This is a genomic window from Pseudomonas sp. P1.31 (genome assembly GCF_001269815.1).
In the GTDB taxonomy this organism is placed as follows: Bacteria; Pseudomonadota; Gammaproteobacteria; order Pseudomonadales; family Pseudomonadaceae; genus Aquipseudomonas; species Aquipseudomonas rustica.
This window is the reverse complement of sequence record NZ_LHVN01000028.1, coordinates 55,633-79,045: the sequence shown is the minus strand read 5'-3', so window position 1 is coordinate 79,045 and position 23,413 is coordinate 55,633. Positions and strand designations below refer to the sequence as shown.

General features: G+C 59.4%; 23 protein-coding genes. 7 read left to right on the top strand and 16 right to left on the bottom strand.

Annotation, left to right across the window (positions count from 1 at the left end):
• Positions 1-34 precede the first annotated feature (34 nt).
• Positions 35-826 carry a crotonase/enoyl-CoA hydratase family protein gene (locus AD669_RS18235; protein WP_053122277.1) on the bottom strand — a complete coding sequence of 264 codons (792 nt, stop codon included), beginning with the start codon at positions 824-826 and terminating at the stop codon, positions 35-37.
• A gap of 424 nt (positions 827-1,250) precedes the next feature.
• On the opposite strand from AD669_RS18235, the gene AD669_RS18230 reads away from it, so the two are divergent.
• Positions 1,251-2,924 (top strand): DEAD/DEAH box helicase, encoded by a 1,674-nt coding sequence (locus AD669_RS18230; protein ID WP_053122275.1) that lies wholly within the window; start codon positions 1,251-1,253, stop codon positions 2,922-2,924.
• 159 nt (positions 2,925-3,083) lie between these two features.
• Here AD669_RS18230 and AD669_RS18225 read toward each other — a convergent pair whose 3' ends face one another.
• The gene (locus AD669_RS18225; RefSeq protein ID WP_053122273.1) at positions 3,084-3,851 is read right to left on the bottom strand and encodes a class III extradiol ring-cleavage dioxygenase; all 768 of its coding nucleotides are present in this window, start codon (positions 3,849-3,851) and stop codon (positions 3,084-3,086) included.
• Between the two features lie 103 nt (positions 3,852-3,954).
• Here AD669_RS18225 and AD669_RS18220 point away from each other — a divergent pair, with 103 nt between their 5' ends.
• The gene (locus AD669_RS18220) at positions 3,955-4,611 is read left to right on the top strand and encodes a thiopurine S-methyltransferase (protein ID WP_053122271.1); all 657 of its coding nucleotides are present in this window, start codon (positions 3,955-3,957) and stop codon (positions 4,609-4,611) included.
• Positions 4,612-4,701: 90 nt separating this feature from the next.
• On the opposite strand, the gene AD669_RS18215 is transcribed toward AD669_RS18220, so the two are convergent.
• Positions 4,702-4,923, bottom strand: a complete 222-nt coding sequence (locus AD669_RS18215) for a YgdI/YgdR family lipoprotein (RefSeq protein ID WP_053122269.1) — start codon at positions 4,921-4,923, stop codon at positions 4,702-4,704.
• Positions 4,924-5,001: 78 nt separating this feature from the next.
• Positions 5,002-5,604 (bottom strand): molybdenum cofactor guanylyltransferase MobA, encoded by a 603-nt coding sequence (mobA, locus tag AD669_RS18210; RefSeq protein ID WP_053122267.1) that lies wholly within the window; start codon positions 5,602-5,604, stop codon positions 5,002-5,004.
• A gap of 81 nt (positions 5,605-5,685) precedes the next feature.
• Between mobA and moaB the strand changes: the two genes are divergently transcribed.
• Positions 5,686-6,225: a molybdenum cofactor biosynthesis protein B gene (moaB, locus tag AD669_RS18205; protein WP_053122265.1), complete on the top strand. Its 540-nt coding sequence runs from the start codon at positions 5,686-5,688 to the stop codon at positions 6,223-6,225.
• Entirely contained in the window at positions 6,209-7,435 is a 1,227-nt protein-coding gene (gene glp, locus AD669_RS18200; RefSeq protein WP_053122263.1) for a gephyrin-like molybdotransferase Glp, read from the top strand. Before moaB ends, glp begins: the two co-directional genes overlap by 17 nt.
• Before the next feature lie 60 nt (positions 7,436-7,495).
• Here the strand turns inward: glp and AD669_RS28625 are convergent, their stop codons facing one another.
• Positions 7,496-7,804 carry a hypothetical protein gene (locus AD669_RS28625; RefSeq protein WP_172680133.1) on the bottom strand — a complete coding sequence of 103 codons (309 nt, stop codon included), beginning with the start codon at positions 7,802-7,804 and terminating at the stop codon, positions 7,496-7,498.
• Between the two features lie 316 nt (positions 7,805-8,120).
• Here AD669_RS28625 and yegS point away from each other — a divergent pair, with 316 nt between their 5' ends.
• On the top strand, positions 8,121-9,038 hold the full coding sequence (gene yegS / locus AD669_RS18190; RefSeq protein WP_053122259.1) for a lipid kinase YegS: 918 nt from the start codon (positions 8,121-8,123) through the stop codon (positions 9,036-9,038).
• On the opposite strand, the gene AD669_RS18185 is transcribed toward yegS, so the two are convergent.
• The 3 genes from AD669_RS18185 to AD669_RS18175 form a co-directional block, all read right to left on the bottom strand.
• Positions 9,022-9,681, bottom strand: a complete 660-nt coding sequence (locus AD669_RS18185; RefSeq protein WP_053122257.1) for a response regulator transcription factor — start codon at positions 9,679-9,681, stop codon at positions 9,022-9,024. The genes yegS and AD669_RS18185 overlap by 17 nt on opposite strands.
• Positions 9,678-10,571 carry a sensor histidine kinase gene (locus AD669_RS18180; protein ID WP_053122255.1) on the bottom strand — a complete coding sequence of 298 codons (894 nt, stop codon included), beginning with the start codon at positions 10,569-10,571 and terminating at the stop codon, positions 9,678-9,680. The genes AD669_RS18185 and AD669_RS18180 overlap by 4 nt, the downstream gene beginning before the upstream one ends.
• A 475-nt stretch (positions 10,572-11,046) precedes the next feature.
• Complete coding sequence (locus AD669_RS18175) at positions 11,047-11,517, bottom strand: hypothetical protein (protein ID WP_053122253.1); 471 nt, start codon at positions 11,515-11,517, stop codon at positions 11,047-11,049.
• Between the two features lie 456 nt (positions 11,518-11,973).
• On the opposite strand from AD669_RS18175, the gene AD669_RS18170 reads away from it, so the two are divergent.
• Together AD669_RS18170 and AD669_RS18165 are read left to right on the top strand one after the other, a co-directional pair.
• Positions 11,974-12,909 (top strand): chemotaxis protein CheV, encoded by a 936-nt coding sequence (locus AD669_RS18170; RefSeq protein WP_007908676.1) that lies wholly within the window; start codon positions 11,974-11,976, stop codon positions 12,907-12,909.
• Positions 12,910-13,141: 232 nt separating this feature from the next.
• Positions 13,142-13,948, top strand: coding sequence for an MOSC domain-containing protein (locus AD669_RS18165; RefSeq protein ID WP_053122252.1), 807 nt, complete (start codon positions 13,142-13,144; stop codon positions 13,946-13,948).
• 73 nt (positions 13,949-14,021) lie between these two features.
• On the opposite strand, the gene AD669_RS18160 is transcribed toward AD669_RS18165, so the two are convergent.
• From AD669_RS18160 to AD669_RS18125, 8 genes are all read right to left on the bottom strand, one after another.
• The gene (locus AD669_RS18160; RefSeq protein ID WP_053122250.1) at positions 14,022-14,306 is read right to left on the bottom strand and encodes a pyrimidine/purine nucleoside phosphorylase; all 285 of its coding nucleotides are present in this window, start codon (positions 14,304-14,306) and stop codon (positions 14,022-14,024) included.
• 105 nt (positions 14,307-14,411) lie between these two features.
• Positions 14,412-14,954: an exonuclease domain-containing protein gene (locus AD669_RS18155; RefSeq protein WP_053122248.1), complete on the bottom strand. Its 543-nt coding sequence runs from the start codon at positions 14,952-14,954 to the stop codon at positions 14,412-14,414.
• A 70-nt stretch (positions 14,955-15,024) separates the two neighbouring features.
• A complete protein-coding gene (locus tag AD669_RS18150) occupies positions 15,025-16,986 on the bottom strand; it encodes an acetyl/propionyl/methylcrotonyl-CoA carboxylase subunit alpha (protein WP_053122247.1) in 1,962 nt (653 codons plus the stop codon).
• Positions 16,987-17,096: 110 nt separating this feature from the next.
• Positions 17,097-17,894 (bottom strand): enoyl-CoA hydratase/isomerase family protein, encoded by a 798-nt coding sequence (locus tag AD669_RS18145; protein WP_053122245.1) that lies wholly within the window; start codon positions 17,892-17,894, stop codon positions 17,097-17,099.
• Positions 17,891-19,048, bottom strand: a complete 1,158-nt coding sequence (atuD, locus tag AD669_RS18140; RefSeq protein WP_053122243.1) for a citronellyl-CoA dehydrogenase — start codon at positions 19,046-19,048, stop codon at positions 17,891-17,893. The genes AD669_RS18145 and atuD overlap by 4 nt, the downstream gene beginning before the upstream one ends.
• Positions 19,049-19,079: 31 nt before the next feature.
• The gene (gene atuC / locus AD669_RS18135; protein WP_053122241.1) at positions 19,080-20,696 is read right to left on the bottom strand and encodes a geranyl-CoA carboxylase subunit beta; all 1,617 of its coding nucleotides are present in this window, start codon (positions 20,694-20,696) and stop codon (positions 19,080-19,082) included.
• A 3-nt stretch (positions 20,697-20,699) separates the two neighbouring features.
• A complete protein-coding gene (locus AD669_RS18130) occupies positions 20,700-21,569 on the bottom strand; it encodes an SDR family oxidoreductase (protein ID WP_053122238.1) in 870 nt (289 codons plus the stop codon).
• 12 nt (positions 21,570-21,581) lie between these two features.
• Positions 21,582-23,366, bottom strand: a complete 1,785-nt coding sequence (locus AD669_RS18125) for an acyclic terpene utilization AtuA family protein (RefSeq protein ID WP_053122236.1) — start codon at positions 23,364-23,366, stop codon at positions 21,582-21,584.
• Positions 23,367-23,413 lie beyond the last annotated feature (47 nt).

Sequence of the window (23,413 nt, the reverse complement as noted above, 5' to 3'; positions counted from 1 at the left end):
AAAAGATCGCAGCCTTCGGCAGCTCCTACAGGGGTTAAATTCCTTTGAATATTCCGGGGCGGCGTTCCACCAAAGACCGCACGCCCTCCTTGGCATCTTCACTGGCCAACAACTTCTTCACCAGCGCCGGCAGCCCCTGCGCAGCCGCGGTCTCACCTTCATACCGCGCCTGCCGCGCTGACATCAACGTCGCCTGCACCCCCAATGGCGCCTGTCGCGCGATCCGCTCCGCCAATTCAATCGCCCGAGGCAACAAATCCTCACTGGCCATCACTTCCTGCACCAACCCCAAGCGCAACGCATCGTGCGCATCAAACTCATCGCCGGTCAGCAGCCAGCGCATCGCATTGCCCCAGCCGGCAATCTGTTGAAAACGCAAAGTCGCGCCACCAAAAGGAAAAATCCCACGCTGCACTTCCATTTGCGCGAAGCGGGTGTTGCTCGCGCAAAGATTGATATCCGCCGCCAACATCAGCTCGATCCCGATGGTCAGGCAGTAACCCTGCGCCGCGACAATCACCGGTTTGCTCACCCGTGGCCCGACGAAAACACCCCACGGATCGCAACCGCCGGTCGGAACCTGCCAACCTTCGGCCAATGCTGAGCTGGCATTTACCAGATCCAGACCGGCGGTAAAGTGTTCGCCATGGCCGAACACTACCGCCACTCGTGCCTCGCTGTCGGCTTCGAACTCGCCATAGGCCAGGCTCAAGTCGTTGAGCAGGTCGAGGTCGAAAGCATTGCGCTTGGCCGCTCGATCCAGGCCGATCAGGTGGACGTGACCACGACGTTCTCGGCTGACGCGGCCGGCGCAGGGCTGATTCATCGGTAGATCCTCGGGCGGGAAGGGCGGGTGCAGCGACGGAATGCCGCACGTCGGTGAATCGTTTAAGCGTCATCGCCCGCAGGGCCGGGCCTTTGAAAAATAGACCCTGGAACGATTATCCGCAAAACCCCTTTACACAGCGGTGACACACGCATTTTGCCGATAAAAAAAGCTCCCTTTTTGGGCAATTTCCGGTATAGTGCGCGCCGGCCTTTAACCGGGCCGCGTTTAGGTAGCGCAATTCCCCGAAGTCAGCTTCGGCTGCACGTCCGCACTGCGGGCTCTTCCCGGACGATTCTTTTTTTTCATTCATTCGTTTTCGCAAATCCCCGCCGACAAAGCAGCCAGGGCGACTCTTGAGTCTCAACACGGCATGCGCAGCTTTGGAGCATGGGTCTTTGCGGATGCACTTAGAGGCAGACCCATGACCCAGGAAACCGGCGGCTTCGCCGCTTTTAATCTTAATCCGAACATTCTTGCAGCCGTCATCGCGACTGGCTACGAAGAACCTTCGGCTATTCAGCAGCAATCGATCCCGATCATCATGGCCGGTCAAGACATGATTGGTCAGGCGCAAACCGGTACGGGTAAAACCGCCGCATTCGCCCTGCCGATCCTGCACCGCATCGATCCTGCCAAGCGCGAGCCGCAAGCCCTGATCCTGGCGCCAACCCGTGAGTTGGCGCTGCAAGTAGCAACCGCTTTCGAAACCTACGCCAAGCAAATGCCAGGCGTTACTGTTGTGGCCGTTTACGGCGGCGCGCCGATGGGCCCGCAACTGAAAGCAATCCGTAATGGCGCACAGATCGTTGTCGCCACCCCGGGCCGTCTGTGCGACCACCTGCGTCGTGACGAAAAAGTCCTGTCGACCGTGAACCACCTGGTTCTCGACGAAGCGGACGAAATGCTCAAACTGGGTTTCATGGACGACCTCGAAGTTATCTTCAAGGCTCTGCCACCGACCCGTCAGACCGTACTGTTCTCGGCCACCTTGCCGCAGTCGATCCGCGCCATTGCCGAACGCCATCTGCGCGATCCGCAACACGTGAAGATCCAGACCAAGACCCAGACCGTTACCGCGATCGAACAGGCTCACCTGTTGGTTCACGCTGACCAGAAGACTTCGGCTGTTCTCAGCTTGCTGGAAGTGGAAGACTTCGACGCGCTGATCATGTTCGTGCGCACCAAGCAAGCGACCCTGGATCTGGCCAGCGCCCTCGACGCCAAAGGCTACAAAGCCGCCGCGTTGAACGGTGACATCGCCCAGAACCAGCGTGAGCGCGTTATCGACTCGCTGAAAGATGGCCGTCTGGACATCGTTGTGGCGACCGACGTTGCTGCTCGTGGTCTGGACGTTCCGCGCATCACTCACGTTTTCAACGTTGACATGCCGTACGATCCAGAGTCCTACGTTCACCGTATCGGCCGTACTGGCCGTGCCGGTCGCGAAGGTCGTGCACTGCTGCTGGTGACTCCACGTGAGCGCCGCATGCTGCAAGTGATCGAGCGTGTAACCGGTCAGAAGGTTGCTGAAGTTCGCCTGCCGGACGCTCAAGCCGTTCTCGATGCGCGCATCAAGAAACTGACCAACAGCCTGTCGCCGCTGGTGGCTGACGCTGAATCGACTCACGGTGAGTTGCTCGATCGTCTGACCGCAGACATCGGCTGCACTCCGCGTGCTCTGGCTGCTGCGCTGCTGCGCAAAGCCACCAACGGTCAAGCGCTGAACCTGGCTGCAATCGAGAAGGAACGCCCACTGGTGCCGAACAATGCACCGCGTGGCGACCGTCCTGAGCGCACTGGCGATCGTCCTGATCGTGGTGACCGCGAGCGTCGCGCGCCAATGCCTTTGGGCGAAGGCCGTGCTCGTTGCCGTACCGCGCTGGGTGCGCGTGACGGTATCGCTGCGAAAAACCTGCTGGGCGCCATCCTCAACGAAGGCGGGCTGGCCCGTGAAGCGATCGGTCGCATCCAGGTGCGTGACAGCTTCAGCCTCGTCGAGCTGCCGGAAGATGGTCTGGACAAACTCCTGACCAAACTGAAGGACACTCGCGTTGCCGGTAAGCAGTTGAAGCTGCGTCGCTACCGCGAAGATTGATCCGCCGTTGGGCTGATTGATCGCAGATAAAAAATCCCCGACTGGTTCGGGGATTTTTTTTGCCTGTTTTTCAGGATCAAAAGATCGCAGCCTTCGGCAGCTCCTACAGGGGAAGCGCATTCCAAATGTAGGAGCTGCCGAAGGCTGTGATCTTTTGCTTTAACCGAAACGGTAAATATCCATCCCCAGCGCACCCATCGTGAACCCCTTGTGCGCCACGCTAAACTCACCCCCCGCACCCCGGGCAAAATACAGCGGCAACAAATGCTCATCACTCGGATGGTTGCGCACCGCATTCGGCGCCTGCTGACGATAATCATGCAGCGCCGCCTCATCATCGGCCTGTAGCTTGTCGATCACCCAATCACGGAAATCCCGCGCCCATGGCTCAACGCTTTCCGGCCCGGCATGCCAGTCCAGTTCGCGCAGGTTGTGGGTGATGCTGCCAGAGCCGATCAACAGAATCCCTTGCTCGCGTAAACCGGCCAAGGCTCGACCCACACGGGTCTGAAGCGCCGGGCCTGCCCGACTTGGCAGCGAAACCTGCACCACCGGAATATTCGCCTGCGGATACATCAGCGACAACGGCACCCACACGCCATGATCGAAAGGACGCAGTGGGTCGAGACGCGCCGGCAGGTTGTTCGCCGTCAGCAACTGCGCCACTTCTCCAGCCAGTTGCGGATCGCCCGGCGCCGGGTATTGCACTTCAAACAGCGCACGGGGAAACCCGCCAAAGTCATGCCAGGTTTCCGGTTGCGGATTGCTGCTGACCAACAGTTCGTGGCTCTCCCAGTGTGCAGAGACGATCACGATGGCTTTCGGTGTCGGCAGTTCGGCGGCCAATCGCGCGAGGGCCGGGCCGCTGGCGCCTGGCTCCAATGCAAGCATCGGTGAGCCGTGTGAGATATACAGACTGGGAAACATGAGCGGGCTCCTGAACGGTAAGATGGCCCATCTTCAGTCAGTTCATTGATCTAAATCTAATATAAGTTTTAACGCTTTTTGATCGAATTTTTAGGGGGGATGCATGCAGCCTGAGTTTTGGCACAAGAAGTGGGCTTCGAACCAGATCGGCTTTCATTTACCGCTAGTGAATCCTTATCTACAACGGTTCTGGCCGGATCTGAATCTCTCGTCACACGCGCGGGTGCTGGTGCCGTTGTGTGGGAAAAGTCTGGATTTGCTGTGGCTGGCTGGGCGCGGGCATCGGGTTCTCGGTATTGAACTGTCGGAGAAAGCCGTAGAAGACTTTTTCAGCGAGCAACAACTGCAGCCACAGATCAGCGAGCACGGCGTCTTCAAGGTTTACCGCGCTGGCTCAATTGAGCTGTGGTGCGGTGATGTTTTCGCGCTGAGCGCAGCGGACGTTGCCGATTGTTCCGCGCTGTACGACCGTGCAGCAGTGATCGCCTTGCCGGCGCCAATGCGCGAGCGCTATGCCGAGCATTTGCAAAACATCCTCCCGGCGGGTTTGAAGGGGCTGTTGATTACGCTGGATTACGATCAATCGCAAATTTCCGGACCGCCGTTCTCCGTAGACGATGCTCAAGTGCAACACATGTTCGGCGGTGCGTGGCAGATGCAGCTGCTGGAATCGCAGGATGTGCTGAGTGACAGCGGCAAGTTTGTGCAGGCAGGTGCTACGCGACTTGAGGAGCGGGTCTATCGGATAACCGCTCGGTAACTTCCTTGCGCGCATAAAAAATGCCCCGACGTATCGGGGCATTTTTTTAGCCAGGCAAACCGGCTGGGTCAGACGTCGCTTCGAAGAACCTTACAGTTCTTTAACGGTGCGAACCTGATCCTTGTTGATGCGAGTTTCTTTGCCGTCCAGCTGCTGGAACTCGTAGAAACCCGAATCATCATCGTATTTCGGCGTGTCGACGGCCTGGATTTCGCGACCGTCATTCAGCGTGATCACTGTAGGCGACGAGCAACCGGCGAGGGTGGCCAGGCCCAGTGCGAGCATGAGAGAGGCGATGGTCCGTTGAGTCATGGGTGTGTCTCCGAATGGGAATTCTTTTGGTTACTGAGCTTGAGACGTATACAAGGCGTGAGAGTTCCTTGAATAGTGTCAGTCTGACACAGTGTTATGCGCCTTTAACAGTTCGGGGGTGTTGAGGTTGGCCAGTCGCGGGTCATTGTCCGGGCATTCCAATGCAGTGGCGCCGAGGCTGCGCATCACCCGGCCGGGGCTGCGTTCACCGCTGTTCCAGGCGGTTTCGAAGGCTGGCAGCAGGCTCACGGGAATCACGCACAACAACGGTTCCCAGTGCTCGTCGTGCCACAACATTAAAGGTTTGTCAGGATTGTGATTGGCGGTTTCGCGCATGCTTTGCAGCAGTGCTTCGTCGATTCGCGGAACATCGCACGGCAACACCAGCAAGTGCGAATGGCGCGCCGCTTTCAAGCCTGCACGAATACCGGCGAGTGGCCCTGGAAAGTCGCCTTCATCATCCACCACCAATTGATCGGCATAGGTTTCATAGCGTTCGCGATTGCGGTTGCAGGAGATGATCAAGTCGTCCGTCAGCGCTCGTACTTTGCGCTGCAGATGCGCAATCAGCGGTTCGCCGTGCCACTCGATCAAACCTTTGTCCTGACCGCCCATGCGCTGGCCGCGTCCGCCTGCCAGCAGCAGCACGGAACAAGGGGGCAATGGCGTATTTGCGGTCATTTTGGCTCTCCGTAGGGGCGGCGTAAAAAGGGGGCGCTGTGATATAACACCGGGCTGTTTCTCCTACAACTGGACGAGCCTATGAAAGCCAAGGCTGATGTACCTTTCGCACCGCTCAATATTGCCGTGCTGACTGTCAGCGATACCCGAACACTGGAAACCGATACCTCAGGTCAAGTCTTTGTCGATCGCCTGTTGGCGGCCGGCCACAACCTGGCCGAGCGGGTTCTGCTCAAAGATGATCTGTATAAAATTCGTGCGCAAGTCGCCAACTGGATCGCCGACGATGTCGTGCAGGTCGTGTTGATTACTGGCGGCACCGGCTTCACCGGCCGTGACAGTACGCCGGAAGCGGTGGCCTGCCTGCTCGACAAACAGGTCGATGGCTTTGGCGAATTGTTCCGCCAGATCTCGGTGGCCGATATCGGCACCTCCACCGTTCAATCCCGCGCACTGGCCGGTCTGGCCAATGGCACGCTGGTGTGCTGCCTGCCGGGTTCGACCAATGCGGTACGCACCGGTTGGGACGGGATTCTCGCCGAGCAACTGGATTCCCGTCACCGTCCATGCAATTTCGTCCCGCATCTGAAACAGGCGGCGCCTTGTGAATCCCGTGGGTAAGCCGGGCAAGACCGCTGCGCTGATGCCTGTCGAAGTGGCATTGGCGCGGCTGCTGGAAATGGCCGAGGCCTCGCCAATCGTCGAGCGTGAGTATTTGCCGCTCGCTGAAGTTCAGGGGCGCGTGCTGGCCGAGGATCTGGTTTCGACGCTGGATCTGCCGCCGTGGCCGAACAGTGCGATGGACGGTTACGCACTGAATCTGGCCGACTGGACGGGCGAGCCGTTGCCGGTCAGCCAGAAAATATTCGCCGGGCAAGCGCCTGAACCTTTGCAGCGTGGAACCTGTGCTCGAATCTTCACCGGCGCACCTGTGCCGGCCGGAGCCGATTGTGTCGAGATGCAGGAAAACGCCGAAGTCATGGCGGACGGCCGTGTAGGTTTTTCCGAAGCCATGAAAGTCGGGCAGAACATTCGTCCGCGGGGCCAGGAAACCACTGTGGGTGAACTCGTCCTGTCGGCCGGCACTCGCCTGGGGCCGATCGAGCAGGGCTTGTCCGCTTCATTGGGCCGCGCCGGCCTGAATGTCGTGCGCAAGGTGCGCGTAGCCGTGCTGTCGACCGGCGATGAACTGATTGAGCCCGGTCAGGCATTGGGGCCGGGGCAGATTTACAACAGTAACCGTGTGGTGCTGTGCAGCTGGTTGCAGCGGCTGGGCTGCGAAGTGATCGATGCCGGGATTCTTCCGGACAATCTGGCGACGACCCGAGAGCGTTTGGGCGAATTGCAGGATGTCGATCTGATTCTCTCCACTGGTGGTGTTTCGGTCGGTGAGGCGGATTTTCTCGGCATCGCATTGAGGGAAGAGGGCGAGCTCGCCTTGTGGAAGCTGGCGATCAAACCCGGGAAACCGCTGACCTTCGGCCATTTCCGTAACGTGCCGGTGATCGGGCTGCCGGGTAACCCTGCCTCGACGCTGGTGACCTTCGCCCTGTTAACCCGACCATATCTGTTGCGGCGCCAAGGCGTGCAAGACGTTGAACCCCTCAAGTTCCGCGTGCCGGCCGGGTTCAACTGGCCAGTGGCTGGCAACCGTCGTGAGTACTTGCGCGGACGGCTGGAGCAGGGGCGGGCAATCATCTATCGCAATCAAAGCTCCGGCGTTTTGCGCAGTGCAGCCTGGGCTGACGGTCTGGTCGAGGTGCTTGAGGGCCGGACGCTGGTTGAGGGCGACGAAGCTGTCTTCATTCCCCTGAGTGAGCTTCTGGGTTAACTGCCTCGGTATCCGCAGGTGCTGGCGCGTGTCGCCGGCACCTGCGGGTCCGCTCAGGCGTCAGTGAGCCATGAGCGAAATGATCTGGTCAAAACGACTGTTGGCTATCCATCCCAGCAAACCCATCACGACGGCTGTTGCGCCTGCCGCGTAGGCGAGGCGATGCTTGATGGTTCTGACATCGCCCCTGACTTCATCCATGTCCCTGCGGATGTATTTGAGGTGGGTTTCCAGCTCGGTGACGCGAGGTTCCATGTTCGTTTCTCCAGTGGTTTTGGCGCCGCTGTGGAAGTCAGTGGTGTGGCTGGTGCGACTTTGCGCGAGTGGAGCAACCGGGCTCACTGGCAGTCTGGCTTCATGACTATGCATTGATGTTGACGCCTGCTGGAAATGGACGCGGGTCGCTAACGGTGTCAATGAAAGTATCGAAAGCCCTAGAGGTGTATCCACTCATTACATGCACATCCTTGTGTGTTTTCAGATTGAAGATTGATACCGCCGACGCACGATCTACCAATGGGTGGAGTTGGTCAATGCAGCCAATTCATCACATCTTGTAAGAAAAATCCCAGCCCTGTAGGACGCGTGCGCCGAGACGCCTGAATTAATTACGGTTCTCGCGGCTTTTTTCCGTGCGCCAGTGGTCAAGATGTCTCATACCGAATCCATTCACGGAGTGATTGCAATGAGTGAACGCAGGGCGCTGTTGATTCTGCATGGCAAGCAGGCACTCAACGAGGCGGTTCGTGCCGCCGTCGAAAGTAAACGCGAACAAGGCTGGGAGCTGGCCGTGCGCCTGACCTGGGAGGGCGGCGATGCCGAGCGTCTGGTCGAAGAGGCGCTGGCGGCTGGCTATAAACAGATTATTGCTGGTGGGGGCGATGGCACCTTGCGTGATATCGCCCAGGCGCTGGCGGCGCATCCGGGCGAAGCCAGCCTGGTGCTGTTGCCGCTGGGTACGGCGAACGATTTTTCCCGTGCGGCGGGCGTTCCGCTGGAGCCGGCAGAGGCTCTTGAGTTGCTCGATGTGCCTGCGCGCGACATCGATCTGGGCCAGGTTGGCGGGCAGATTTTCCTCAATATGGCCACGGGCGGTTTTGGTAGCCAGGTCACGGCCAATACTTCTGAAGACTTGAAGAAAGTACTCGGGGGCGCGGCTTATCTGTTCACCGGTCTGTCGCGCTTCAGTGAGCTGCATGCTGCCTATGGCGAGTTGCAGGGGCCGGATTTCCACTGGCGTGGCGAGCTGCTGGCGCTGGGCATCGGCAATGGTCGTCAGGCGGGCGGTGGGCACGTGCTGTGTCCGCAGGCACTGGCCGATGATGGTCTGTTGGACATCAGCATTCTGCCGGCGCCACAGGAGTTGGTGGGTACCTTGAAGAATCTGCTCACTGATGGCTTCGGCCTCGACAACATGTTCGTGCGGACACGTTTGCCGTGGGTCGAAATCAAGGTGTCTGAAGGGCTTTACATCAATCTGGATGGTGAGCCACTGGAAGGCGATAGCCTGCGCTTCGAAGCGCGCCCTGCGGCATTGCAGGTGCATTTGCCTGAGGACTCTCCGCTGTTGAGCGCTACAACGCCGATCAGTCGTCCAGACTGATGATCTGTTCGCGCACGGCGAACAGCACCAGGCCCGCCACATCGTAGATCTGCAGACGTTTCATGATCTGCGCGCGGTGGGTCTCGACGGTTTTGATGCTCAGGCCCAGGCCGTTGGCGATTTCCCGGGTCGACTTGCCGCGTACGATCAGTCGGAGGATTTCCAGTTGGCGTGCCGTCAGGTTGTGCGAATCGGTGGTGTCCGGCTGGCCTTTTTGATTGCGAACCAGAGCTTGGTTGATCACCGTGTGGGCGATCGCCGGACTTAGATAACGCTCGTTATTGCGCAGCGCGTCCAGCGCGTGTTCAAGCTCGGTGCCGGTGGTGTCCTTGAGCAGATAACCGTAAGCGCCGGATTCCAGCGCCTGCATGATCAGCGCCGGGTCGGTGTGCATCGACAGGATCAGCACTTTGCTTTGCGGGCGCACGCGTTTGAGTCGCTGCAACGCTTCGAGGCCGCCGGTTTCCTTCATGGAAATATCCAGCAAGACAATATCGGGGTTCAGCAGCTCGACCATTTCAAGCAACTGCGAGCCATCATTGGCCTCGCCGATTACCGCGTAACCGGGAATATCCATAACCAGAGCGCGCACGCCGGCCCTGATCAGCGAGTGGTCATCCACCAGAAGTAAGTTACAAGTCAACGCATAACCTTATTCGTACTGGCCCGCTCGAGTGCGCGCGGCGCCCAGGGGAAAAGTGCTTCGATTTGAGTGCCTTTGCCCGGTTCGCTGATCACGCTCAGGGTGCCACCCAGTTGTTCGATCCGTTCGGCCATGCCGGCCATGCCACGTTGTCCTTCACGCCCAGGATTGACGGCCGGCGCGAAGCCCTGGCCATCATCGCTGATCAGCAGGGTCAAACCCTTGGGCAAGCGCTGCACGCGAATCAGCAGGTTTTTCGCCTGGGCGTGACGCAGGATGTTGGTCACTGCCTCCTGCGCAATACGAAACGCAGCGACGGCCATTTCTTCCGGAATACCGTTCAAGCGCTGCTGGCAATCGAGGCTCCAGTGCACGTCGGTGTTGGTCAATGTCTTGAGCAGGTGCGCGCGCAGGCTCGCTTCAAGGCCAAGGCTGGTCAGTTGCCGTGGGTTGAGGATGGCCGATACGTCGCGGACTTTGTTGAGGGTTTCTTCGAGGGTGTCGCAGAGAACGGTGCATTGCTCCTGCAATTCCTCCGGCATGCGCCGTTTCAGCCAGTCGCTTTGCAATTTGGCGGCGGTCAGCAATTGGCCGATGTCATCGTGCAGCTCGCGGCTGAGGCGGTGGCGTTCGTTTTCCTGGACTTCCAGCAGGCGGTCAGCCAGTTCCTGTGGCTGGAACTTAATCGATTTGCGTGACAGGCGATATTGCACCCAGACGCACGCCGTGGCTGCGATGTCGAGCAACAACAGACCCAGGCCCAACGGCTTGGAAAAACCGTAGGTCAGAAGGCTGCCCAGCGCAGCGGCGACACACAGGATGAGTGTGAACCGGCGGGCATTTTCCCGGGAGGGTGGCCATGTTGTGAGGGTCTTTATGCTGGCGTACATAACGGATGGAGCCAATGGATGTTCGCTGCGGGTAGACCGGCCGGTGGCTGGCGGGTCTCTGTCTGGAAATGCTGTCAATTATGTGAATGATTTCAACAGGCTGCAGTGAACCGTAGTTTACCGCCAACTTCTCTGAATGCCGATCAATGAAATCACTTTGCCATTAATTTGAAAGCAACTAATGGGCGGCATAGTACCACTTAAGATACCGTTGGTCGCGCCTGCTCTATATGTCCAATGAGTCAGGAAAGACGCCATTATGGACGTATGTTCCATAATGGAAAAAAGTCGAAGTATGGTATTCGACAGATAAACAAATTGACTAAACGAGGATTCTTAACACACAGGAAAACCCTGAGGCGGGCTGAAAATTATCCGTCGCATCAGGTGTATTTATTTAGTTCGATATGTCGCTGGCAGGTATGAACTATTCAATAACGACATTAAATGAGTAGTGCTCAAGCCTGACGCCAGATCAGGCCTGTCGCTCAGAGAACGACAGAGATGGCAAACGTTTGCCCGGCAAAGGCATCCGGAACTGGCTTTGCCCGACATGAAAGGCGAACGCTTCGATTAATGAGGCCTGTTCGCTGCCATCAAGGCTCAGTTGCCCGGTCTTCACATCGACCAGCTCCAGTTGCCAAGCCATCAGCGTGAAGCAATCTTTCAAGGCGCTCAGCGCTTGTTCGTGCAGGTCGACGTGATCCTGGGTCAGATTGAGCAGGCTGTAGATGTGCAGGGAAAACTCGGAAATCGCTTCCAGCGCCAGTGCCTCAGCTCTGCCGGCAAGCTTGAGCAAGGTGCCCTGCATGCACGCGATGGCATCCTTGTCATTGCTGATCAGTTGCAGATGGCTCAGGCATTCTTCCGACTTGGCCAGCAGCGTCTCAGCCTCAAGCAGAAATTCGGGGAAGCGTTGCGCCCAGTCTTTACGGTCGATTGGCATGCTTACCTCCACAGCGTCATGTCTGATGGGGGAGTGCCGTGTGTGGCGACGATCGTGAATCGTCGGCAGATCGCGCCCAGACGTGCCGCAGGTGCACAGGCTGAGGATTTCCAGGGGATGTGTTGCCACTGAGTTGCGATCGCACACAATAGCCTGACTCCGTTCATGCAATGAGAATGGCGTCACATTAATGGCTATTGGATATCGCGAATATCAGGTTGGGCCTGATTGATACTAGGGGAATCCCTTAGGCGCGGGAACCTACCGTGCAAACCGAGGTCGCGCCGCAAAGACTGTAGCAGATGAAAACAACCGGGCCAGTAAAGCATGATGTTAATGTGACATCAATGCCCGGTTGTGGCATTTTGATGGCTAATTTCGCAGCAATCAAGATTCGTCATTAACAGCCGATAAAGCCAGTTAGTGAATTCATCTGAACAAGCCCAGGAGTCATTGATGGCCGGCATTCTCGACACGGTAGACCAACGCACGCAACTGGTGGGTGAGAATCGCCTGGAAATTCTCATGTTTCGTCTGGCCGGACGCCAATTGTTTGCGATCAACGTGTTCAAGGTTCAGGAAGTCCTGCAACTGCCGAAGCTGACCCTGATGCCGCAGCGTCACCCGTTTGTATGCGGCGTGGTCAACCTGCGCGGGCAGACCTTGCCGGTGATCGATCTGTCTCAGGCGATCGGCATGCGGCCGTTGGTGCCGGGCCCGAACAGCACCATCATCGTCACTGAATACAACCGCTCGGTGCAGGCCTTCCTTGTGGGCGGTGTGGATCGCATCGTCAACATGAACTGGGAAGCCATTCTGCCGCCGCCGACCAGCGCTGGCCGCCAGCATTACCTGACCGCGATCAGCAAGGTCGACGATCAGTTGGTGGAAATCATCGACGTCGAGAAAGTTCTCGCCGAAATCGTCCCGTACAACGCCAAGGTCTCGCGGGAAAAGCTCGAAGACCCGGTGCTCGAACGTGCCCGTGGTCGCGAAGTGCTGCTGGTCGACGATTCCAATGTGGCGCTCTCGCAACTGCGTGACACCCTCGGCCAGTTGGGCGTGAAGATGCACATCGCCAGCGACGGATTGAAAGCGCTGAACATGCTCAAGGCCTGGGCTGACACCGGCGTGAACATGACTGACAAGTTGCTGATGATCTTCACCGACGCGGAAATGCCGGAAATGGATGGATACCGTCTGACCACCGAAATCCGCAACGACCCGCGTTTGCGGGGGCTGTACGTGGTACTGCACACGTCGCTGTCGGGCAGCTTCAACGACTCGATGGTGAAGAAGGTTGGCTGCGATAACTTCCTCTCGAAATTCCAGCCGGACAAACTGGTCGACGTGGTGCGCCAGCGCCTGATGCTCGACGAAGTCCCTGCCTGATCACACACCCTTTGTAGGAGTGAGCCCTGTGGTGAGGGGATTTATCCCCGATGGGCTGCGCAGCAGCCCCGGTTTTTCGGGGAAATCGAGGGGGGCCGCTTCGCGCCCCATCGGGGATAAATCCCCTCGCCACAAGGTCGAGTTGCAGTTGGAATCCAGGGTACGAATTCATGTTTTGATTCGTGCATGAAGCTCGTATAGGGTGGCGTTTTTATCCTCCAGGGAGCTGGCCATGCTGCGTCTGAGCGCGCTTTATCGTTACCCGTTGAAATCCGGCAAAGTCGATGTGCTGCAAAGCGTCGACCTCGACAAGCTGGGGCTCGATGGCGACCGACGCTGGATGCTCGTGGACGAAGCCAGCGGCCGCTTCCTGACCCAGCGTGCTGTAGCAAAAATGAGCCAGTTGTCGGCGCTGTGGAATGCGCAGGGCGGTCTGACCCTGAGCGCGCCGCAACAGTCTTCCATCGAAATCGCTTTGCCGGGCAGCGACGCCGAACTGCGCGGCGTGACAATCTGGCGTGACACTCTGCGCGTGCCGGATGCCGGTGATGAGGCGGCGCGTTGGGTCAGCGAGTTCATCGGCAAACCGACACGTCTGGTACAAGTTCCGCTGGATCGTGCGCGCACCACGCCGTCAGGTGTCGGCAAGGATGATGATCAGGTCGCGTTCGCCGACGGGTTTCCGCTGTTGCTGATTGGCGAGGCGTCGCTGCAAGATCTGTCGCAACGGGTCGGGCGACCGCTGGAGATGCTGCGTTTTCGCCCGAATCTGGTGATCGAAGGCAGCGAAGCGTACGCCGAGGATGGCTGGAAACGCATCCGTATCGGCGACGTCGAGTTCCGCGTGGTCAAGCCGTGCGCGCGCTGCATCCTTACCACCATCGACCCGCAGACTGGCGAGCGCAGTGCCGATCGTGAACCGCTGGCCACCCTGCAGAAATACCGCGCCGAAGCCGATGGCGCGATGTTCGGGCAGAATCTGGTGAATGACAGCAACGGTCGTCTCGAGGTCGGAATGCCGGTGGAAATCCTCGAATAAGCCGCCCCTGAAACCAAAAATGCCCGAGTCCTTGGATCCGGGCATTTTTATTGGCGCTGTGAAAACCGACGACTTAGCCGCGGTACTCGCACAGGTAAGCGGTATCAACCGCGACTTTCAGCTGGAATTTGCTGTTCGCCGGAACGTTGAACTGGCTGCCGGCGGCGAAGGTTTCCCAGTCGCTGCTGTCGGGCAGTTTGACGGTCAGTGCGCCGGAGACCACGTGCATGATTTCACGCTGGCTGGTGCCGAATTCGTATTCGCCCGGGGCCATGACGCCGATGGTCGCCGGATCTTCAGCGGTGCCAAAGGCGATCGACTTGACGGTGCCGTCGAAGTACTCGTTGACTTTAAACATGGGCGATTCCTCGAAAAGGGCTAAAAAATGGAGGCGGCCAGTATGCACAAGGCTTTGGGCGCCGTCACCTGCCCGGCGCCTGTCCAGCCAGTTCTCGAATTGACCCTAGAGTGGCAAAACCAGCGGCAACAATCGTGCGGTGTTGCGCGCATCTTCCAGCGCCCGGTGTTGCTGACCGCTGAACTGCATGCCGGCCAGTTGCAGCGCGCCGTTGAGCCCCAGCGGCCGCTCCAGGCGTCGGGCCTTGGCGAAGCGTTGTTTGAGGTTCATGTGCGGCACTCGACTCAGGCCGCTGTCGATCTGCAGGCGCTGCCATTCCTGGAGCAGTTGCTTGCGGTCGTAATCGCCCCAACTGGCCCAGCCTTCAAGACGTGATTGATGCTGCGCGAGCCAGCGTTCGAACGCCGACCAGACCTCAGTCAGCGGTTGCGCCGTATCGATATTGGCCTGGGTGATGTGCGTCAGCTCGCGGCAGAACGGCGTCAGCAACGGCCGTCGAGTCGGTTTGACGAAGCGCTGGAAGTGATCCTGTTCGCGCCCGGCACGATCGACCAGCGTCGCGCCGATCTCGATAATTTCCATCTCGGTGACCGGCCAGCCACCCTCATCGGTGGTGGCTTCCAGATCTATGACCAGCCAGTGGGGCATCGCAGGGTTCCTGATTTGTACGTTCTGATTATTCAGAGCGTAGCCAAACCCTGCGGTTGCGCTTGGCTGACTACTCCACCTGCAACAGAACCTGACGATTTTTTACCTGATCGCCGACTTTGACCTGCACCCGCTTGAGCACGCCGTCGATCCCGGCCTTGAGCGGGTGCTCCATTTTCATTGCCTCCAGTACCACCAGCAGCTGACCTTTGCTGACCGGGCTGCCTTCGCTGACGAGTACGTCAACAATGGCGCCGTCCATGGGCGCTTTCAAGGTGCCGGAACTGACGCTGGTCTGACTGCCGATCACCGCGTGAGTTCGATCCTCCAGGCGCAGGCTGCCGGGGTGAGTGAACAGCCAGAGTTGTTCGCCATCGACACGACAGGCGTGGCGTTGGCGCACGCCGTCGATTTCCAGCGTTATCGAGTGGGCGTCTTGATCGATGAGTTTCAATGCCAGTGTGCGTTCGGCGACTTGCACTTTGAACGCACCTTGCGGCTCAGCGAGCAGTTGCAGCGTCCAGTTTTGCTCATCAAGACCGAGGCGAAAATGCAGCGGCACACTGGCGTTATTACGCCAGCCGGACAGCGGCGCGCGGTGACTGAGGGCGCTGGTTTGATAGAACAACACTGCAGCGATGGCCAGGTCTTCGGCACTCGGCGCGTAGCTGTTCAGGCACGCGTGATCGCTGAAATGCTGCGCGATAAATGCCGTGCTGAACTCACCGCTGATGAACTGCGGATGTTGCAGCAGGCTGACCAGCAACCGCTGATTGCTTTGCACACCCAGCAACACTGTGTCCTGCACCGCGCGCAGGAGTTTGCGTCGAGCCTCCTCGCGAGTAGCGCCGTGGGCGATCAGTTTGCCCAGCATCGGGTCATAGAACGGGCTGACCGATTGCCCCTCGCGCAGACCATGATCGATACGCGCGCCGTGTTGCAGCGCGGGCTCCCACGCCTCTACACAACCGGTTTGCGGCAAGAAATCCTGCGCAGGGTCTTCGGCGTAAAGGCGCACTTCCATCGCATGACCATGGAGTTGCACCTGATCCTGAGTCAGCGGTAACGGCTGACCTTCGGCGACCCATAATTGCCAGGCGACCAGATCCAGCCCGGTGATTAGTTCTGTCACCGGATGCTCGACCTGCAAGCGGGTGTTCATCTCCAGAAAATAGAACTGCCCACGTGCATCGAGCAAGAATTCCACGGTGCCAGCGCCGACATAGTTCACCGCACGTCCAGCCTTGAGAGCCGCTTCACCCATGGCCTGACGCAACTCGGCGGTCATCACCGGGCAGGGCGCTTCTTCGATGACTTTCTGATGGCGGCGCTGCACCGAGCAATCGCGCTCGCCGAGGTAGATCAGGTTGCCGTGTTGATCGCCGAACAGTTGCACTTCGACATGGCGCGGCTCGATCAGCGCCTGTTCAAGAATCAATTCGTCGCTGCCAAAACCGTTCAACGCTTCGGAACGCGCGGTACGCAGTTGCGCCGGTAAATCAGAGCCATCGTGTACCAGACGCATGCCGCGACCGCCGCCACCGGCGCTGGCCTTGATCATCAATGGATAGCCGATGCGCTCGGCTTCGCGCAGCAGGGTCACGTCGTCCTGCTCGGCGCCCTGGTAACCGGCGATGCACGGCACACCGGCTTCGAGCATGGCGATTTTCGAGCGGCGTTTGCTGCCCATCAATTCGATCGCTGCGACGCTCGGGCCGATGAACGTCAGGCCAGCCTGTTCGCAGGCGCGGGCGAACTCGGCGTTTTCCGAGAGAAAACCATAGCCAGGATGGATGGCGTCGGCACCGCTGCGGCGCGCGGCGTCGATGATCGCCGGGATGTTCAGGTAGGACTGCTGCACGGCGGCGGGGCCGATGTGCACGGCTTGATCGGCGATTTGCACGTGTAGGGCGTCGGCGTCGGCGTCGCTGTAAACGGCGACGGTTCGGTAGCCGAGGGCTTGGGCGGTGCGCTGGATGCGGCAGGCGATTTCACCGCGGTTGGCGATCAGGATTTTTTGGATGGCGGGCATGGTGGGTTTCCTGAGGTTTTTGCGGTGGGTTGGATGGCCTCTTCGCGAGCAGGCTCACTCCTACAGGGGAACGCATTCCAACTGTAGGAGTGAGCCTGCTCGCGATGCTTTCAGGTGGCCCATACAGGTTTGCGTTTTTGCACAAAAGCCATGGTGCCCTCGATCCCTTCTTCTCCCGTCACCGCTTCGCTAAACCACTGCGCCGCTTCATCAAGCAATTCACTCGAAGGCTGCCCGGCACTCGCCAACAACAATTTCTTGGTCAGCGCATTCGCCTCCGGCGCACAACACAGCACGTGTTGCAGCACCTCATCCAGTCGCTCTGCCAGCGCCTGCGCGTCCTGCTCGACAAAATGCACCAGCCCCAAACGGCGTGCCTGATGCCCATCAAAACGCGCGGCGGTCAGCGCCAGTCGCCGCGCCTCGGTCAGGCCAATGCGCTGCACCACAAACGGCGCGATCTGCGCCGGCAGCAGACCCAGGCTGGTTTCCGGCAAACCGAACTGCGCCTGATGATCGGCAATCGCAATATCGCTGACACACGCCAGCCCGAAACCACCGCCGAGCACCGCGCCTTGCAGCACCGTGATCAGCACTTGCGGCGCGTGCTGCGCTTCTTCCAGCAAAGCCCCGAACGCACGATTCAATTCACGGTAAGCATCCGCACCCTGAGCACGGGCACTGGCCATGTCCTTGATATCGCCCCCGGCACAGAAATGACCGCCGGCGCCGCTGAGCACCAGAGCGCGAACACTGCGATCCTCGCGTACCGACGCCAGCACCGCACGCAATTCGCTGACCATTTGCAGGCTCATCGCATTGCGGCTGTCCGGGCGATTGAGGGTGATGTGCAGCACGCCGCCATGCAGTTCCAGCAACAGCGTCTGGCATTCTGGCAGGCTGCTCATTTCTTTTTCCCCGGCAGGATGCCCATCAGTTTGCAGATGATCCCCAGCATGATTTCGTCGGCGCCGCCGCCAATCGACACCAGCCGCACATCGCGATAAGCGCGGGCCACCGGGTTGTCCCACATGAAACCCATGCCACCCCAATATTGCAGGCAGCTGTCGCTGACTTCGCGACCGAGGCGCCCGGCCTTAAGCTTGGCCATCGACGCCAAACGCGTGACGTCCTGGCCTTTCACATACTGCTCGGTTGCCTGATAGACCAGCGCGCGCAGGCATTCGATTTCGGTTTGCAGTTCGGCGAGGCGGAAGTGGATCACCTGGTTGTCGATCAGCGCATTGCCGAAGGTCTTGCGCTCCTTGCAGTACTCGATGGTGCTGTCGACGCAATATTCCAGGCCCTTGATCATGTTCGCCGCACCGAACAGACGTTCTTCCTGAAACTGCAGCATCTGCATCATGAACCCGGCGCCTTCGTGGCCGACGCGGTTGCGCTGCGGCACGCGCACGTCGTCGAAAAACACCTGGGCGGTTTCCGAGCTGCGCATGCCGAGCTTGTCGAGGTGCGAACTGAGGCTGATGCCCGGCGTGGTCATCGGCACCATGATCAGCGACTTGTTGATGTGCGGTTTATCGTCGGAAGTATTCGCCAGCAGGCAGATGAAATCAGCACTCGGCGAGTTGGTGATCCACATCTTGCTGCCATTGATCACATAGTCGTCACCGTCCTTGCGCGCGGTGGTTTTCAGCCCGGCAACGTCGGAGCCAGCGCCGACCTCGGAAACGCCGATGCAGCCAACCTGCTCGCCGGTGATCGCCGGACGCAGAAACTCTTCGCGCAAGTCATCGGAACCAAAACGGGCGAGGGCGGGCGTACACATGTCGGTCTGCACGCCGATCGACATCGGAATGCCGCCGCAATGAATGGTGCCGAACTCTTCAGCAGCGACAATCGAATAGCTGTAATCGAGACCCATGCCGCCGAATTTTTCCGGTTTGGAAATACCGAGCAAACCGAGGTCGCCGGCCTTGCGGAAAATCTCGTGGATGGGAAAGCGTCCGGCCTTTTCCCATTCATCGACGTGCGGATTGATCTCGTGCTCGACGAACTGGCGGACGGTACGGCGCAGGGCTTCGTGTTCCGGGGTGAAGATCATTTTTTATTGTTCTCCGTAAGATCCGTGGCGGTCAGAACCGGCTGACGCCGAAGCTGTTGGGTTGCAACGTGCGAATGTCGGCTTCGTGGCAGATGTCGAGCAAATAGCCGAGCAGCGTGCGCGTGTCGCGTGGATCGATCAGCCCGTCATCCCACAGGTTGGCGCTGCCGTAGAGCGCGGTGGATTGGCTGTCGAGTTTCTGCGCGGTGACCTGTTCGAGCATGTCGAGCATTTTCGGATCCGGCGTCAAACCGTCCTTGAGCTGTTTGGCTTCGGTAACGATGCGCAAGACTTTGCCGGCCTGCGCGCCGCCCATCACCGCCGTGCGGCTGTTCGGCCAGGCGAAGATGAAGCGCGGATCGAGACCGCGTCCGCACATCGCATAGTTACCGGCGCCGTAAGAGCCGCCGACGACGATGGTCAGTTTAGGCACCCGCGCGTTGGCCACCGCTTGAATCAGTTTCGAGCCGTGTTTGATCACGCCTTGCTGTTCCGATTCGGTGCCGACCATGAAACCGGTGGTGTTGTGGAAAAACAGCAACGGCGTCTGGCTCTGATCGCACAGCTGAATGAACTGCGCCGCTTTGCTCGCACCGTTCGGCGTGATCGGACCGTTGTTGCCGATGAAACCGCAGGCGCGACCCTGAATCTTCAATTGCCCGCAAAGGGTTTGCTGATCGAACTCGCCCTTGAATTCGAGAAAGCAGGATTCGTCGGCGATGCGCGCGATGATTTCCCGCACGTCGTAAGGTTTTTTCGGATCGTCGGGAATCAAGCCGAGCAGTTCTTCGATGGGGTAGAGCGGCTCTTTGTATTGCGGCTCCGGCAGCCATGGCAGTTGTTCATTCCACGGCAGCATTCGCAGAATTTCACGCACCTGACGCACGCCGTCGGCATCGTTTTCCGCCAGGTATTCAGCCGTGCCGGCGACCTGCGCGTGCATCTCGGCGCCGCCGAGTTCTTCATCGGTGGCGACTTCGCCGGTGGCCGCTTTGAGCAACGGCGGGCCCGCCAGAAACAGCTTGGCCTTGCCGCGCACCACCACCACATAGTCCGACAAACCCGGCTGATAAGCGCCGCCCGCCGTGGCCGAGCCGTGCACCACGGTGATCTGCGGCAAACCCATCGCCGACATCCGCGCCTGGTTGGCAAAACTGCGCGCACCTTCGACAAAAATATCCGCCGCGTAATTGAGGTTGGCGCCGCCGCTTTCGGCGAGGGTAATCACCGGCAGTTTGTTTTCCTGAGCGATCTGTTGCAGGCGCAGGGATTTTTTCAAACCGCTCGGTGAGATCGTGCCGCCCTTGATCGCACTGTTGTTGGCGACCACCATTGCGCGGATGCCACAAACGTAACCGATGCCGGCGATCAGTCCGCCACCGGCCGAGCTGCCGTCCTTGTCGTCATGCAACTTATAACCGGCGAGACTGGCCAGTTCGAGAAACGGTGCGCCGGGATCGAGCAACAGATTCAGGCGTTCGCGCGGCAGTAACTGTCCGCGCTTGTCGAATTTGGCTTTGGCTTCGGCGGCTTTATTCAGCAGGTTTTGTTCGAGTTGCTGCACTTGCTCGATGGCCACGAGCATTGCCGCACGGTTACGGGCAAAGGCCTCGCTGTGCGGATCGAGTTGGGACTGGATCTGCGGCATGGCTTACTCCTTGTCCTTCAGCACGTCTGGAAGGTAGGCGCGATGGAAGCCATTGAACGACTCGCTGTGAGTCGCTTTGTGCAACGGCCACGCACGGCTGCCGAGGCTGGCCGCACCATCAATTTTCAATGTGCTGCCGCTAATAAATGCCGCCGCCGGACTGAGCAAAAATACAATCGCTGCGCTGACTTCCGATTCGGTGCCGATGCGCTTGAGCGGCACATGCTCGCGCAGGGTCGGAATCACCGCTTTGAACGCGCCTTCGTAGGTGTCCATGCCGCTGGAGGCGATCCAGCCCGGCGCCACCGCATTGACCCGCACCCCGGCATAACCCCATTCGAACGCGGCGGTTTTAGTGAAGTTGTCCATGCCCGAACGCGCCGCGCCCGAGTGGCCCATGCCGGGCATGCCGCCCCACATGTCGGCGAGCATGTTGACGATGCTGCCGCCGTGCTTGCTCATCGACTGATTGAACACTTCCCGCGCCATCAGAAAACCGCCGACCAGATTGGTGCGCAGCACGGTTTCGAAACCTTTCTGATTGATCGAAGCCAGCGGCGACGGGTATTGGCCGCCAGCGTTGTTGACCAGACCATGAATCGGCCCGTGCTCGGCGATCAGTTCCTTGACCAGTTGTTTTACCGCTTCTTCATCACGAATATCGCAGGCCTGCCAATGCGCGCGGCCGCCGTCCTCGGCAATTTCGGCGGCGACTTTTTCCAGTTTTTCCGGTTTGCGCCCGACCAGCAGCACGTTGGCGCCGAGCGCTGCCAGTTCATGCGCGGTGCAACGGCCGATGCCGCTGCCGCCACCGGTGACGATGATGGTCTGGCCGCTGAACAGCTCGGCATTGAAAATCGACGCGTAAGCCATGCACACCATCCTCTAGTCGAGCTGTTCGGCGATGCTCTGCGGCACCGGGATCTGGATTTCCAATAATTGCTGGGCGAAGGCTTTGCCTTGCGGGTCGATGCGCAGACTGGCCACGCCGCCACCGCCGAGGGCGTTTTCCAATAGAAAGTTGAGGCTGTGGGTGCCGGGCAGATACCAGCGTTCGACCCGGCCGTGGATCGGGTCGAGCACGTGGCTCATCCAGTCGACGATCACTGCCGGAGTCAACGCTTCGGCGATCCACGGCAAGTATTCGGGTTTGCGCGGCAGCACGCCGATGTTGCTGTGATTGCCCTTGTCACCGGAGCGCGCCACGGCCAGTTTCACCAGTGCCACGCTGGCATCGGCGCGGCCCTGAGGTTTCGGCGGTTGCTGGGCAATCGGCAAATCTTCACTGTCGAGGGCGACCAACGAGGGCAGGGCGCAAGGGTGGCGTTCACCGGCAAGATCGATCTGCAAGGTGCAGGCGTTTTTATCGATCAGGAATGAAAACAGACGGATCAGCGGGTACACGGTTGGCCGACCGCCAACGATACCGGTCAGCCCCGGCGCCATGCCGGTCGCAGCCTGGGCGATTTCCCGGGAGAACAGAATCAGCGCCTGTTTGCTCGGGTGCCGCACGGCGAGTTTGATCACCACTTCGCGGCTGTCACGGCGTTGCCCGTGCGGGCCGTAAGTGGCTTCGCTGCCGAGCAGTTCGATGTGGGTTTCGCTGTAGGGCGCCCAGCCACGCTGGCTGAACATTTCCGCGGTCTTGTCGATGATTGCCTGACTGACGCGCTGCGCTTTTTCAACGGCATCGATACCGGCAATCAGGCAACTGGCGGTGCAGCGAAAGCCGTCCGGCCAGGTGGCGCTGACCTTGTATTTATCCGTCGGTGGCAGGCCTTTGGCGCCGTGTACGTGCACCGCGTTTTTGCCTTGCTGCTGAAGTTTTACCTCGGTGAAGTCGCAGACCACGTCGGGCAACAGATAGGCCTGCGGATCGCCGATTTCGTAAAGCATTTGCTCGCCAACGGTCAGTGGCGTGACCAGTCCACCGGAACCTTCCGGTTTGCTGACGATAAATTGGCTGTCGGCGCTGACTTCGACGATTGGAAAACCGATGTGCTCGTAATCCGGCACGTCGCGCCAGTCGGTGAAATTACCGCCGGTGCATTGTGCGCCACATTCGATGATGTGCCCGGCCAGTGCGGCTTGGGCGAGTTTGTCGTAGTCGTGCCACGACCAGCCGAATTCGTGCACCAGCGCGGCGCTGACCACGGCGCTGTCGACCACGCGGCCGGTGATGACGATATCGGCGCCCAGTCGCAACGCTTCGACAATGCCCGGCGCACCGAGGTAGGCATTGGTCGAGACGCACATTGGCGGCAACGGGGCGCCGCTGAACATTTCAGTGATGCCCCTGAGTTGTTTGAATTGCGGTTGCAGGTCATCGCCGAGCAACACGGCGATTTTCAGTGGGATGCCGGCCTTGTCGCAGGCCGCTTGCAGGGCAGCGGCGCAGGCTTGCGGGTTGACCCCGCCAGCGTTGCTGATGACGCGGATATTTTGCTCGGCCAGTTGTGGCAGCAGCGGTGTAAGGACTTCGATAAAGTCCCCGGCGAACCCGGCCTGCGGGTCTTTCATGCGCGCGCCGGCCATGATCGACATGGTGATTTCGGCCAGATAGTCGAAGACCAGATAATCCAGTTTGCCGCCGTCGACTAACTGCGCGGCGGCGGTCGACGTGTCTCCCCAGAATGCACTGGCGCATCCGATGCGAACGGTGGTGGGCATTTTTATCTCCGACTCAGCAACCTGCGACAGAAGTGTCTGGAGGCTAC